The organism is Pseudomonas sp. Pse1 (assembly GCF_024519635.1).
GTDB lineage: Bacteria > Pseudomonadota > Gammaproteobacteria > Pseudomonadales > Pseudomonadaceae > Aquipseudomonas.
Genome location: NZ_JALJRO010000013.1, coordinates 63,709 through 76,618, shown reverse-complemented (window position 1 = coordinate 76,618; position 12,910 = coordinate 63,709). Strand labels below are relative to the sequence as shown.

Here is a 12,910-nt window from a genome sequence, read left to right as displayed (position 1 = left end):
AAGTCGACGCTTAATCCTGTTCCAGTGCCACTCCCGTCGGCATCGATAACGGTGTCGCGAAATTCAACGCAACCATGTACACGGACCCACCGCCTGGTCCGCTCAGCCCGGCGTGTTCACAGATGAACTCGAAGACTGCTTCGGACTGGGCTGCGTCCACTACCACATTGACCACTCGGGAAAGCACGGCTTCCGGTACCTGGTTGCGCGCTGCCTTGGCGGCCTGTAGCACGCCCACGCCACGGCAACTCACGCTGTCTGCACGGGTGATGCCATGGACTTCGCGTAACAGACGCAACAACCTGCGCTCGCTGCCATCGTCGGGCAGCACGCAGGTGATCAGTTTGGCCGCGCCGCCCGGTATGCCGGCGGTCACGAGGTTTTACCTTGTACGAGCAGTTCACGGGGAATGTAGGTGGCGACTTTTTCCACCGGCGTGGCGTAGATCATGCCTGCCCCGGGGACATGCAATTTGGCGGCGTGATAGATGGCCTCGAGTACCGCGTCCTGGTAGTCGGCGGCGACCAGCAGGCTGACCACTTCCTTTTCCGCATCAATGGCGATACTGAGCAGGCCGAGTCGCTCGCGGGGGCCCAGACCGTGAGCGTGGTAGACAATGGCGCCCGGTGCGCCCATGCCCTGGGCGGCGCTAATCACCAGGTCCGCGCGGCCGACCGCGACGATGCAGGTGATCAGGGCAACGTCGGTCAAATAGGTAATGCCTTCGGTGCTCATTGTGCTTCTCCCGTGCCCATTAATTGATTCGCTGGCTGCCCGATGGCGGCCTTTTCCTGTTTCCACGCGCGAAAACGTGCCCACTGCCCGAGCAGCATGACGGTGATCACCGGACCAACCGAGGCCATGCACAGAATGCCGAAACCCTCCACCGCGTTGGTCGCGTTGCCCAGCCCCAGGCCCATGGCCAGGACGAGCGGCACGGTGATCGGTCCCGTCGTAACCCCCGCGCTGTCCCAGGCCACGTTGACGAATTCTTCGCTGGAGAAAACCGTCAGCAGCACCGCGAGCAGATAGGGCGGTATCACCAGCCACACCAGCGGCAGGTCGAACACCAGCTTGGCCACACCCACGGCGATACCACTGGCCACGCCTATGGAGACGGCACGGATCAGGCTGCGCTTGCGGATAAAGCCGTTGGTCAGGGTTTCAGCGGTGACGCCCAGTGCATTCAGCGCAGGCTCGGCGACCGTCGCGCCGTAGCCAAGCACCCAGGCAAAGCCCAGGGCCAGGACCAGGCCCACCTGATACAGATAAAGCGGCGACTCATCGACCCCCGGCGTCTGCATGAACGCCGCCGGAATCAGTGACCCGGCACTCCCGCCCAGTTTCGACAGGCCGTAGGTCAACCCGAGGTTGAACACGCACATGCCCGCCACGGCCAGGGCGATCCCGAGGAAAATCTCACGGCGTCGCGGCAGGCTTTGGCGCAGCAGCAGCTTCAGCACGATGAGCAAAAAGATCACCAGGGGCACGATGGCGCGTATGCCGGAGATAATTTCCAGACCGGGGCTGACTTCGTGCCATTGCGCAACCGTCTGGGTGGCGCCGCTGGCAGCTTGCGCGGCGGCGATGATCTCGGCAGGTGAGGAAACGGACGCTACATACAAGCCCAGTAGCATCACCCCGATCACCGGAAACAACGAGGCCAGGGTCACGATGCCGAATCCGGACAACCCGGAGCCGCCCTTGCCGGCGGCCGCCGCAATGCCAATGCCCAGTGCCAGCACCAGTGGCACGGTGACCGGCCCGGTGGTGACCGCCCCCGCGTCCCAGGCCAGACCAATCACCTTGGCCAGCTCAGGGTCGCTGTGCATGTACACCGTTAGCAGCAACACCGGCGCCAGGGACAAATAGATCAACGGCTTCAGGCTCCAGCCGTAGAGGAATCGCAGCGTGCCGATCACCGCGGCGAGGCCGACGCAGACGCCGACCACCAGGATCAGTTCGCTGGTCCACTGGTTGAGCAGCGCCCACAGGTAGGGCGCGCGCTCGGCAGAAACGTTCTGTCCGGCGGCACGCAGCGCACCGATTGCGGGTTCGGCGAAGGTCACGCCGATGCCCAACAGCAGGGTCACCAGCAGTACTACCGGCAGTGATAATCGGCGTGGAAGGTTGTTGCCTATGACTTCGCCGAAGGGCATCAGGCCGAGTTTCAAGCCCTCCATAAACAGCATCAGCCCGACAATCACCGCGAACAATCCACCCGTTACCAGCCAGGCGTCCTCGACCAATTGGCGCAGGATGATGACCTGGAACAATGCCAGGTACAGGGCCAGGGGCACCACGGCGCGAAATTGCTCCATGAAGCGGGAATTGAGATAGGGCTTGAGAATCGCGACGACCTCACCGGCGTGCAGCTTTACCGCTTTATGCGGCGGGGCCTGCCAGCGGCCATCGGCACCGCGAACCGGTGCCGAAACCAGATCGCGCATGGGAATCTCGCGGCGACCGGAGCCAATCTTGTGCAGGTAATCGGCGTAGCGAATGGGTTCTTTCATGGGGGCGGGTGCTCAGGTGGATCTACCGATGGACGACCTGAAGGCGGTCTCTCACTGTCGCGGCGTTAGCTGGAAACTCAAGTCGCAGCCAGCCGGGGGCAGTGTAGTTGGCACTTGGCGGGTCGGATGCTGAGTTTTGTCAGTGGATTGGTAGACGTGTGGCGGGGCGGGGGCCAGGGACCGGCTATGGGCTTACGGCGCTGGGTAAGGAACTCTCGGAGTCGTACCTGCCTTTGTACCGGCTTCGCCAAGAAGAGGTCTGAATCATTGAGCCATGGATGAGGTCTGATGGCCGTTCTGGCCAAACCCCAGAAACGACAAAGCCCTGAATAATCAGGGCTTTGTCGTATAAATGTGGCGGAAGCGTAGAGATTCGAACTCTAGGATAGTTGCCCATCGACGGTTTTCAAGACCGTTGCCTTAAACCACTCGGCCACGCTTCCAAACTGCTTTGCGGGCGCCATAATACCCGAATGAAACACACTGTCAAACTCTCTGCATAGCTTGTTACAGAGCGTCTGTTATGATCTTTGCGTCTGAACGTTTCAAAACTACAGGAGTGTCGCCATGCGCGAACAGGATTACGCAGTTAACAACAGCGTGCAGGTCGAGCAGCTAGAGGTTAGCCGCGTCCTGCGCAACACTTATGGCTTGCTGGCCCTTACCCTGGCTTTCAGTGGTGTGATGGCCTTTGTCGCTCAACAGATGCGCGTTGGGTACCCGAATATCTTCGTGGTGCTGATCGGCTTCTACGGGCTGTTCTTCCTTACCAACAAACTCCGTGATTCGGCCTGGGGCTTGGTATCTGCTTTTGCCCTGACCGGTTTCATGGGTTTCCTGCTGGGCCCGATCCTCAACCGTTACCTGGGCATGCAGGGCGGCGCTGAAGTGGTCAGCTCGGCCTTTGCGATGACCGCCCTGGTGTTCGGCGGCCTGTCGGCCTATGTACTGATCACTCGCAAGGACATGAGCTTCCTCGGTGGTTTCATTACCGCCGGTTTCTTCGTCCTGCTGGGCGCGGTGCTGGCGAGCATGTTCTTCCAGATCAGCGGTCTGCAACTGGCGATCAGCGCGGGCTTCGTGCTGTTTTCCTCGGTCTGCATCCTGTTCCAGACCAGCGCCATTATCCATGGCGGCGAGCGCAACTACATCATGGCGACCATCAGCCTGTATGTATCGATCTACAACCTGTTCATCAGCTTGTTGCAGCTGTTCGGCATCATGGGTCGCGACGACTGATCGGATCGCCCTGAAATGAAAAAACCCGCCTCGCAGCGGGTTTTTTTGTGGCCGGCTGCTCAGGCCATCGGCGGCAGGCGGCGTTTGACCGGCGTCTTCTTGACGATGGCGGTGTTGGTCTCGGCGTAGCTGTTGAGGCGGTCGAGCAGGGTGTCGAGCTGCTCCATCGAGCGCACGTGGAGCCGCGCGATGAAGCAGTCATCGCCGGTGACCTTGTCGCACTCGGTGAACTCGGGGATGGCCTGGATCTGCCGTTCGACGTTCTGTAACTGCCCGGGCAGCGGGCGGATGCGCACGATGGCCTGCAGTTGATAACCGAAGCACTTGGGGTCGATCTCTACCGTATAGCCCTTGAGCACACCGCGCTCTTCCAGGCGACGCAGGCGCTCGGCGACGCTGGGAGAAGACAGGCCGCTGATCTGCGCCAGGGCCTTGAGCGAGCGCCGCGAGTCTTCCATGAGTGCGGCAATCAGCATTTGATCGATATCGTCAGTCATCTGAACCTCGGTAAGGCAAAAAAGCTGATATGCCTTTATAAAAAAGGTGAACCCGCAGTTTAGCCTGCATTTGGCCATGGAGCAGCCGGTGCCTGGATGAGCATACTGTGGGCTCACTTCGAGGATTCGATCATGGACAACACCTTACGTCGCGGCTCGCTGGAAATGACTGCCGCCATGCTGATTTCCGGGACCATTGGCTGGTTCGTGCTGGTCTCGGGCCAGCCGGTGCTGGACGTGGTGTTCTGGCGCTGCGTGTTCGGTGCCGCGACCTTGCTGCTGATCTGCGCGGTGTTCGGCTTCCTGCGTCCGGGGATCCTGAGTCGCACCACCTTTTTGCTCGCCGTACTCAGTGGCGTGGCCATTGTCGGCAACTGGGTGCTGCTGTTTGCCTCCTATTCCCGGGCCTCGATTGCCATCGGCACGGCGGTGTACAACGTTCAGCCGTTTATGCTGGTCGGGCTGGCGGCGATCTTTCTCGGCGAGAAAATTACCGCGCAGAAGCTGTTCTGGCTTGGGGTTTCGTTTCTCGGCATGCTGGCGATCGTCAGCGCCCATGGCCAGCAGGGCGAGGGTGGCGGCCAGTACCTGCTGGGGATTGCCCTGGCTCTTGGCGCAGCCTTGTTGTATGCCTTTGCCGCGTTGATCATCAAGCGCCTGACCGGCACGCCACCGCATTTGATTGCGCTGATTCAGGTGTGCACCGGGGTGCTGTTGCTGGCGCCCTGGGCCAACTGGTCGCCCTTGCCGCAACAATCGGGCGCATGGGCCAGCCTGCTGACCCTGGGGATCGTCCACACCGGTGTGATGTATGTCCTGCTTTACGGGGCGATCCAGAAACTGCCGACGGCCCTGACCGGCGCCCTGTCATTTATCTACCCGATTGCAGCCATTTTCGTTGACTGGTTCGCCTTTGGTCATCGCCTGGAGTTGCTGCAGTGGGTCGGCGTGGTCGCCATTCTGCTGGCTGCGGCGGGGATGCAGCAAGGCTGGGGCAGCGGAGCACGCAAGGCGGTCACGCAATGACCGGCATTCAGATCTTCCAGTCCGGCGCCGACTTTACCAGGCGTCCAGCCATGTCGTTGAGGTTGTTGGCCAACTGCCGGGTCAGCAGTCGATAGCCGTCGAGGGCGCTGTACACCGGCGTATCCATCGCGCTCGCCAAGGGCGGTTGCTCGACGCTGCGCTGCAGACGCTCGGTCGAGCCCGACTGCAGGGCGCGGGCCATGCCGATCAACAAGCGGCGAATCTCCCGGTGTTCGGCTTTCAACGCCAGTTGCATCTGCGCCAGCGCCTGTTCATCACGGGGATCGGGGCGAGTGTTGGCGAGGATCTCCAGGGTGCTGACGCTCAGGCGCAAGTTGCGTTGCAGGGCGTCGAGCTGGGTCATGGAGATGCGCACCTCCTTGGACACCGATGGCATCAGCGAGCGCAGTTGCACCATCGCCCCATTGAGGCCGCCGAGCAGCTTGAGGTAGTGATCGTCGGTCACCGATTGGCCGCTGATGATGCGGCTGTAGAGGCTCGCGCAGTCACGCAAGGCGCCGGCCAGTTTGTAGCGCCAGGAGTACACCGCGTACAGCGGCAGGGCGAAAGAGAACGCCAGGGCCAGGACGATGCCGATCAGGATGTCGACCGTGCGCCACAGGCCGTCGGTGACCACGTTGTCACCATGGCCGGCGACGATAAATACGGTAATCGCCGAGAGCAACGCGGTGTATCCGCCTTTGCCAATGGCGTGGTAAGAGAAAAACCCGCACACCACCGACATGCAAAAGTAGGTCAGCCACGGCAGTCCGAGCCAGGCCTGCTGCAGCACCAGTAGCAGGCCCACACCGGCACCGATCAGGGTGCCAAGGGCGCGCTCCGCGGCCTTTTTGCCGATGTTGCCGTGATGCTGCAGGCCGCCGATGACCACCAGCATGGTCACCGAGGCCCATTCACCATGAGGCAAGTTGATCCCGGTGGTCAGCAGGATAGTTGCCAGCAATCCCAGCGAGACCCTTACCGCGTGGATCACCCGGGCGTTGCGATAACGCCGGTAAGGGTCGAGCACGGGCCGCAACAAGCGCCGCAGCAAGGGTGGCAAGCGGGACGATAGGGCAGTCATCGGCTGGGCATTGGGTCCTTTGGGGCTGATTTAGAAAATGTAGTCGGTTGTCAGGAAGCTCGACTCCCGGCCGCGGATGATGTCGCTGATCAAATCCTTGTTGCGCTCCTGGAACTTGGTCGCCACCAGCGTGCGAATCGAGAAAGTACGCAAGGCATCATGCACCGACAAAGTACCTTCGGCCGAATTTTTCCGTCCATTGAACGGGAAGGTGTCCGGACCGCGCTGGCACTGGGCATTGATGTTGATGCGCCCGACCTGGTTGGCAAAGGTGTCGACCAGTTTTCCCACTTCGGCAGGGTTGGTGCCGAACAGGCTTAACTGCTGTCCGAAGTCTGACTCAAGTACGTAGTCAATCACCGTATCCAGATCACGATAAGGCACGATTGGCACCACCGGGCCAAATTGTTCTTCCTGATAGACGCGCATCTCGGTCGTTACCGGGTACAGCACGGCCGGATAAAAGAACGAGCCGCGGGCCTGGCCGCCGTTGGCATTGATCACCTTGGCGCCTTTACGCACGGCGTCGTCTACCAGTGCATGCAGGTAATCGACCTTGCCTGACTCCGGGAGCGGGGTCAGTGCCACGCCGTTTTCCCACGGCATGCCGGGCTTGAGGGTGGCGAGCTTGTGGTTGAATTTGTCGATGAACGCGTCGACCACATCCTCATGCACGAAGAGGATTTTCAATGCTGTGCAGCGCTGGCCGTTGAACGACAGCGAGCCGGTCACAGCTTCGTTGACCGCGTTGTCGAGATCGACCTCAGGCAGGACGATGCCGGGGTTCTTCGCATCCAGGCCCAGGGCGGCGCGCAGGCGATGGGGCTTGGGGTGGAGTTTTTTCAGGTCGCTGGCGGCCTTGTTGGTGCCGATAAAAGCAAAGATGTCGATCTTGCCACTGGCCATCAGTGCGCTGACGGTTTCGCGGCCGCTGCCGTAGATGACGTTGATTACCCCGGCCGGGAAGCTGTCGCGGAACGCCTCCAGCAGCGGCCGGATCAACAGCACGCCGAGCTTGGCCGGCTTGAACACTACGGTGTTGCCCATGATCAGCGCCGGAATCAGGGTGGTGAAGGTCTCATTCAACGGATAGTTGTAAGGTCCCATGCACAGCGCGACGCCCAGCGGTACGCGGCGGATCTGGCCGAGGGTGTCCTGCTCCAGTTCAAAACGGCTGGAACGACGGTCGAGTTCTTTGAGGGCGTTGATGGTGTCGACGATGTAATCGCAGGTGCGATCGAACTCTTTCTCGGAATCCTTGAGGTTCTTGCCGATTTCCCACATCAGCAGTTTGACCACCGCCTCGCGCTGTTCGCGCATGCGCGCCAGGAACGTTTCGACGTGCTGGATTCGCTCCGCCACGCGCATGGTCGGCCAACTGCCCTGGCCGCGATCGTAGGCGCGTACGGCGGCGTCGAGGGCGGTCAGCGCCGTCTCCGCATCCAACAGTGGCGTGCTGCCCAGGATCACTTGCTCATCGACGCCGTCGACGTCCAGGTACACCGGGCTGCGCACGGTGGCCAGCGGGCCGTTCCAGGTGCGCAGGGTGCCGTCGACCAAATAGTCGCGTTGCTCAAAGGGTTTGCCCGGACGGTACTGTTCAGGAATATCGCTGAGGGCCGGAAACAGTGTGCTGAGGATACTTTCGGTGCTCATGGGCTACCCCGTACTGAAGATGGGTGACGCAAAGTCGTTGGGCTATTGTGCAGGCGAACAATCACTGTATCGGTTATACGCCTTGAACCCGGTTTTTTACCAGAATGACCCGCTGAAGCGCAGGCTAGAGGGGTTGTGCTGAAAGTGTGTCGAGCAAGCGTAGTCCAAATCCCGGGCTGGCGATGTAACAAACAGTCACATCCAAGCCAGCATGACTGGCCTTCAAAGCCCCCCTTGATGACCCACAATGACCTCAACCGGCGGCAGTGACTGGCTTAGTGTTGAGCTTCAGCCGTCATCACCGCCTAGGCGTCGAAACCAGTGGGGAACATCATGGGCAGAGCGTTTCGAGCTGCACCGCAGCGATCATCCGCCAAGTGGCTGTTGCTGCTCCTGGTCGCCGTGCTGGGCGCCTGTGGCGAGGAGCCGAAAAGTACCGACACGCGTGCGCAGGCTGCCAGTGCCGTGCCCGCCGACACTGCACTGGCACGCACCTACGACAGCAGCTGCAAGCTGTGCCACGCCAACCCGGCCTCGGGGGCGCCGATGACCGGCGACCTGGCCGCGTGGAAACCGCGTATTGAGCAGGGCGCCGACACCCTGCTGGACCACACGATCAATGGCCACAACGGCATGCCGCCGATGGGCATGTGCATGCAGTGTTCCGAGGAGGATTTCCTCGCGTTGATCAGCTTCATGTCCGGCCAACAATTCCAATAAGTCTCACAGCCAGGATGGATGATGATGGACCTCACGCGACGTCAGCTTTTACAGCGTGCCAGTATCGTCGGGGCGCTCACGGTCTTGAGCGGCAACCCGGTGCTGGCCCAACTGGTGCGTGCGCCCCGATTGATTCCCTGGCGCAACTGGTCGGGCGCCCAGAGCTGCCTGCCCGAGGCGCGACTGGCGCCCAAGGATCTGGATGAACTGGTGCAGGTTATTGGCAGCGCACCGGGCAAGATTCGCCCGGTAGGATCGGCGCATTCCTTCAGCGCCTTGGTGCCCACCGATGGCACGCTGTTGTCGCTGAGCAATTTCAGTGGCCTGCTCAGTCACGATGCCGCCACTCTGCAGGCCGAGTTTGGCGCTGGCACACCGATGTCGCACATGGGACAAGCGTTGAAAGAAGTCGGCCAGGGTCTGAACAATATGGCCGACATCGATTACCAGACCCTGGCGGGTGCTATCTCCACCTCGACCCACGGCACCGGCAAGAATTTCCAGTCCTATTCCGCTTATGTGGCGGGCCTGCAATTGGTCACGGCCAGCGGCCAGGTGCTCGATTGCGACAGCCAGCATCATCCCGAGGTGTTCAACGCCGCTCGGGTGTCATTGGGTGCTCTGGGCATTGTCACCAGGGTGCGCATGCAAAATCGCCCGGCGTACCGCTTACGCGAGCACCAATGGATCGCCAAGACCGAGGAACTGCTGGAAGACGTGGAGAAGAACACCCGCGAAAACCAGCACTGGGAAATGCTGGTGGTGACCCATTCCGACTACGCCCTGTCAATGGCCCTCAACGAAACCACCGACCCGGCCACGCCGCCGGTCAGTCCTGACGAGGAGGGCGGCAACGAGTTCGTCAATCTGATCGAGAAGTTCGACAAGTACGTCAGTGATTTCCCTGACACCCGTCGCACTTTGCTCAACAGCCTGCGACATATCGCTGACTTCGAGGATCGAGTAGGGGATTCCTACGATATCTACGCCAACGTGCGAACGGTGCGATTCAACGAAATGGAATATTCCGTGCCTGCTGAACATGGCCCCGCGTGCCTGCGCGAGATCATCAAGCTGATCACCGACAAGGACCTGCGCACCTGGTTTCCGATCGAGTACCGCTACGTCAAAGCCGACGACATTGCCTTGAGCATGTTCGAGGGCCGCGACAGCTGTTCAATCTCGGTGCACCAGCACTACCAGATGGACCATCACAATTTCTTTGCCGCCATCGAGCCGATCTTCTGGAAGTACGCCGGTCGCCCGCACTGGGGCAAATTGCATAGTCTGAATGCGCGCAACCTGCAGGTGTTGTACCCGCGCTGGCAGGAATTCCGTGAGGTACGCCAGGCGCTGGACCCCGAGGGCAAGCTCCTCAACGCCCATCTGTCATCGATCCTGGGAGTGAGCTGATGGCCCTTAATCGCAGGCATTTCATCGGCGGCGTCGTGGGCGTTGGTGCATTGCTGGTTGGCGTCGGTGCGCTGTTGCGTCCAGGGAATCGGGGCGCCGCCTATACCGATTACTTCCGCACCTTGAATCAAGAACTGAAATACCACGGACCGATGCGTCCGGTGCTGCTGATCGACCTCGATCGGCTCGATCACAACATCGATGTGGTCATGCAATCGGTGCAGCGTGGCGGCAAGCACCTGCGGCTGGTGGAGAAATCCCTGCCAGCACCGGGACTGTTGGCCTACATCTGTAAGCGTGCCGGCACACAGCGTTTGATGTCGTTTCATCAGCCGTTTCTAAACCACGATGCGCTGACGTTCCCACAGTCCGACATCCTGCTGGGCAAGCCCCTACCGGTGCGTTCCGCCGAGTTGTTCTATAAGACCCACAAAGGGCCGTTCGATCCCGCGCGACAGTTGCAGTGGCTGCTCGATACGCCGGCACATCTGCAGCAATACCTGGCGCTGGCTCAAGGCCTGAGCACGCGGTTGCGGATCAATATTGAACTGGATGTTGGTCTGCACCGTGGAGGCGTGGCCGACAACGCAACCCTGGGCCAGATGCTCGGTTTGATCCGCGCCAACCCGCAGCACCTGGAGTTTGCCGGTTTCATGGGTTACGACCCCTTTGTCGGCATGGGCGTGCCGGGCATCCTCGGTAGCGCCGACGAGTTGTTTGCCAAGGTCATGCAGCAGTACAACAACGCCGTGGACTTCACCCGGCAGCAGTTCGCCGACCTGTGGCGCGCCGACCTCACGCTCAACACTGCCGGCAGTCCGAGCTATCGCATACATGAAAAGGAATCGCTGAGCAGCGAGGTGTCGGTGGGGACGGCCATGCTCAAGCCGACGCATTATGATCTGCCATCGCTGACCGAGCATGTGCCGGCAGCCTGGATCGCCACGCCGGTGTTGAAGCGTACCGGCGCGGTGCGAATTCCGGCACTGGACGGTAAGTCGAAGCTGTTTTCCTGGTGGGACGCCAACCAGCGCGAGACCTACTTCATCTATGGCGGTAACTGGATGGCCGAATACGAATCGCCAGCCGGCTTGCAGAGCAACGGCCTGTACGGACGCAGTTCCAATCAGGAAATGGTCAATGGATCGAGCGCAGTCGGCCTGGAAGTGGACGACCAGGTGTTCCTGCGACCGATGCAGACTGAGTCGGTGTTGCTGCAGTTCGGTGATTTACTGGGCGTGCGCGGCGGCAAGATCGTCGAGAGTTGGCCGGTTTATAGCTGATACACCGGGCAGCCTTTACAGGCTGCCTGCTCCACTCAATCAAAAACCAAACTTGTCCCGCAACCCGTAATACCAAGCCCCCAACGCCGCAAACGGCGTCCGCAGCAGTTGCCCGCCAGGGAAGGGGTAGTGCGGCAGATCGGCAAAGGCATCAAAGCGTTCGGCCTGACCACGCAAGGCTTCGGCCAGCACCTTGCCCGCCAGGTGGGTGTAAGTCACGCCATGGCCGCTGCAACCCTGGGAATAGTAGATGTTGTCACCCAGGCGCCCGACTTGCGGCAAGCGCGACAAGGTCAGCAGGAAATTGCCAGTCCAGGCGTATTCGATCTTCACGTCCTTGAGGTGCGGGAAGGCCTTGAGCATTTTCGGCCGAATGATCGCTTCGATGTTCGCTGGATCCCGCGCGCCGTACACCACGCCGCCACCGAAAACCAGGCGTTTGTCGGCGGTGAGGCGGTAGTAGTCGAGCAAGTAGTTGCAGTCCTCGACGCAGTAATCCTGTGGTAACAGGCTGTTGGCCAGGGCATCGCCCAGAGGCTCGGTGGTAATCACTTGGGTCCCACATGGCATGGACTTGGCCGCCAGCTCGGGGACCAGATTACCCAGGTAGGCGTTGCCGGCGACTATGATGAATTTGGCCCGCACCTTGCCGCCCGGGGTATGCACCACCGGATTGGCGCCGCGCTCGATGCGCACCGCCGGCGACTGTTCATAAATAGTGCCGCCCAGTGATTCGACGGCCGCCGCTTCACCCAAGGCCAGATTGAGCGGATGGATATGCCCGCCACTCATGTCCAGCATGCCGCCGACATACTGCTCGCAGGCGACCACATCACGGATGCGCTGTTGGTCCAGAAGCTCAAGCTGAGTATGACCAAAACGCTCCCAAAGACGCTTCTGCGCTTCCAGATGCGCCATCTGCTTGCTGGTGATCGCGGCGAACACACCGCCATCCTTCAAATCGCACTGAATCTGATAACGCGCCACCCGTTCGCGAATGATCCGCCCGCCCTCAAACGCCATCTGCCCGAGCAACTGCGCCTGCTTGGGCCCGACGCTGCGCTCGATAACATCAATGTCACGGCTGTAGCTATTAACGATCTGCCCGCCATTACGCCCCGAAGCGCCGAACCCCACCCTGGCCGCCTCCAGCACTGTCACTCGAAAACCGTTCTCCAGCAGAAACAGGGCACTGGACAACCCGGTATAACCGGCGCCAATCACACAGACGTCGGTTTCCACATCGTCCTGCAGGGAAGGGCGCGACGGGGCAGGGTTGGCCGACGCGGCATAATAGGATTGCGGATAAGGAGTGTTCGCCATTCCTGCAGCCTCTGTTGAATATATTTTACGAGTGCACTGATCCTACCCGAGTTAAAAACCCACGACCAGTCAGCGGAATTCCAGGTTTGTCGGGCCGAAATTAAATATTTTGCATATTCATAGGGTTAGCTGAAAAAAAGGTGTTGACACCCC

The 12,910-nt window shown here is 60.7% G+C and carries 12 protein-coding genes and 1 tRNA gene; 5 read left to right on the top strand and 8 right to left on the bottom strand.

Annotation, left to right across the window (positions count from 1 at the left end; translation table 11 throughout):
- Positions 1-10: 10 nt before the first annotated feature.
- The 4 genes from NR126_RS19280 to NR126_RS19265 form a co-directional block, all read right to left on the bottom strand.
- Positions 11-376: a hypothetical protein gene (locus tag NR126_RS19280; RefSeq protein WP_027620661.1), complete on the bottom strand. Its 366-nt coding sequence runs from the start codon at positions 374-376 to the stop codon at positions 11-13.
- Complete coding sequence (locus NR126_RS19275; protein ID WP_105754738.1) at positions 373-735, bottom strand: P-II family nitrogen regulator; 363 nt, start codon at positions 733-735, stop codon at positions 373-375. The genes NR126_RS19280 and NR126_RS19275 overlap by 4 nt, the downstream gene beginning before the upstream one ends.
- Positions 732-2,516, bottom strand: coding sequence for a DUF1538 domain-containing protein (locus tag NR126_RS19270; protein WP_256830859.1), 1,785 nt, complete (start codon positions 2,514-2,516; stop codon positions 732-734). Before NR126_RS19270 ends, NR126_RS19275 begins: the two co-directional genes overlap by 4 nt.
- 355 nt (positions 2,517-2,871) lie before the next feature.
- A tRNA-Ser gene (locus tag NR126_RS19265) sits at positions 2,872-2,959 on the bottom strand.
- A 124-nt stretch (positions 2,960-3,083) separates the two neighbouring features.
- Here NR126_RS19265 and NR126_RS19260 point away from each other — a divergent pair.
- Entirely contained in the window at positions 3,084-3,755 is a 672-nt protein-coding gene (locus tag NR126_RS19260) for a Bax inhibitor-1/YccA family protein (RefSeq protein WP_027620659.1), read from the top strand.
- 59 nt (positions 3,756-3,814) lie between these two features.
- Here NR126_RS19260 and NR126_RS19255 read toward each other — a convergent pair whose 3' ends face one another.
- Positions 3,815-4,252: an Lrp/AsnC family transcriptional regulator gene (locus NR126_RS19255; RefSeq protein WP_027620658.1), complete on the bottom strand. Its 438-nt coding sequence runs from the start codon at positions 4,250-4,252 to the stop codon at positions 3,815-3,817.
- Between the two features lie 132 nt (positions 4,253-4,384).
- Between NR126_RS19255 and NR126_RS19250 the strand changes: the two genes are divergently transcribed.
- The gene (locus tag NR126_RS19250; protein ID WP_027620657.1) at positions 4,385-5,278 is read left to right on the top strand and encodes a DMT family transporter; all 894 of its coding nucleotides are present in this window, start codon (positions 4,385-4,387) and stop codon (positions 5,276-5,278) included.
- Positions 5,279-5,285: 7 nt separating this feature from the next.
- On the opposite strand, the gene NR126_RS19245 is transcribed toward NR126_RS19250, so the two are convergent.
- Positions 5,286-6,362 carry an FUSC family protein gene (locus NR126_RS19245; protein WP_177327285.1) on the bottom strand — a complete coding sequence of 359 codons (1,077 nt, stop codon included), beginning with the start codon at positions 6,360-6,362 and terminating at the stop codon, positions 5,286-5,288.
- A gap of 30 nt (positions 6,363-6,392) precedes the next feature.
- Positions 6,393-8,018 carry an NADP-dependent glyceraldehyde-3-phosphate dehydrogenase gene (locus NR126_RS19240; protein WP_027620655.1) on the bottom strand — a complete coding sequence of 542 codons (1,626 nt, stop codon included), beginning with the start codon at positions 8,016-8,018 and terminating at the stop codon, positions 6,393-6,395.
- Between the two features lie 333 nt (positions 8,019-8,351).
- Between NR126_RS19240 and NR126_RS19235 the strand changes: the two genes are divergently transcribed.
- The 3 genes from NR126_RS19235 (at position 8,352) to NR126_RS19225 (ending at position 11,434) form a co-directional block, all read left to right on the top strand.
- The gene (locus NR126_RS19235; protein WP_033866417.1) at positions 8,352-8,738 is read left to right on the top strand and encodes a cytochrome c5 family protein; all 387 of its coding nucleotides are present in this window, start codon (positions 8,352-8,354) and stop codon (positions 8,736-8,738) included.
- Between the two features lie 84 nt (positions 8,739-8,822).
- The gene (locus NR126_RS19230; RefSeq protein ID WP_256830888.1) at positions 8,823-10,151 is read left to right on the top strand and encodes a D-arabinono-1,4-lactone oxidase; all 1,329 of its coding nucleotides are present in this window, start codon (positions 8,823-8,825) and stop codon (positions 10,149-10,151) included.
- A gap of 74 nt (positions 10,152-10,225) precedes the next feature.
- On the top strand, positions 10,226-11,434 hold the full coding sequence (locus NR126_RS19225; protein ID WP_256830883.1) for a DSD1 family PLP-dependent enzyme: 1,209 nt from the start codon (positions 10,226-10,228) through the stop codon (positions 11,432-11,434).
- 39 nt (positions 11,435-11,473) lie between these two features.
- On the opposite strand, the gene NR126_RS19220 is transcribed toward NR126_RS19225, so the two are convergent.
- Positions 11,474-12,757 carry an FAD-binding oxidoreductase gene (locus NR126_RS19220; RefSeq protein WP_256830858.1) on the bottom strand — a complete coding sequence of 428 codons (1,284 nt, stop codon included), beginning with the start codon at positions 12,755-12,757 and terminating at the stop codon, positions 11,474-11,476.
- Positions 12,758-12,910: the final 153 nt, after the last annotated feature.

Coding starts and splice junctions, on each gene's coding strand:
- NR126_RS19275 (WP_105754738.1), bottom strand. CDS start 735: ATGAGCACCGAAGGCATTACCTATTTGACCGACGTTGCCCTGATCACC.
- NR126_RS19270 (WP_256830859.1), bottom strand. CDS start 2,516: ATGAAAGAACCCATTCGCTACGCCGATTACCTGCACAAGATTGGCTCC.
- NR126_RS19260 (WP_027620659.1), top strand. CDS start 3,084: ATGCGCGAACAGGATTACGCAGTTAACAACAGCGTGCAGGTCGAGCAG.
- NR126_RS19255 (WP_027620658.1), bottom strand. CDS start 4,252: ATGACTGACGATATCGATCAAATGCTGATTGCCGCACTCATGGAAGAC.
- NR126_RS19250 (WP_027620657.1), top strand. CDS start 4,385: ATGGACAACACCTTACGTCGCGGCTCGCTGGAAATGACTGCCGCCATG.
- NR126_RS19245 (WP_177327285.1), bottom strand. CDS start 6,362: ATGACTGCCCTATCGTCCCGCTTGCCACCCTTGCTGCGGCGCTTGTTG.
- NR126_RS19240 (WP_027620655.1), bottom strand. CDS start 8,018: ATGAGCACCGAAAGTATCCTCAGCACACTGTTTCCGGCCCTCAGCGAT.
- NR126_RS19235 (WP_033866417.1), top strand. CDS start 8,352: ATGGGCAGAGCGTTTCGAGCTGCACCGCAGCGATCATCCGCCAAGTGG.
- NR126_RS19220 (WP_256830858.1), bottom strand. CDS start 12,757: ATGGCGAACACTCCTTATCCGCAATCCTATTATGCCGCGTCGGCCAAC.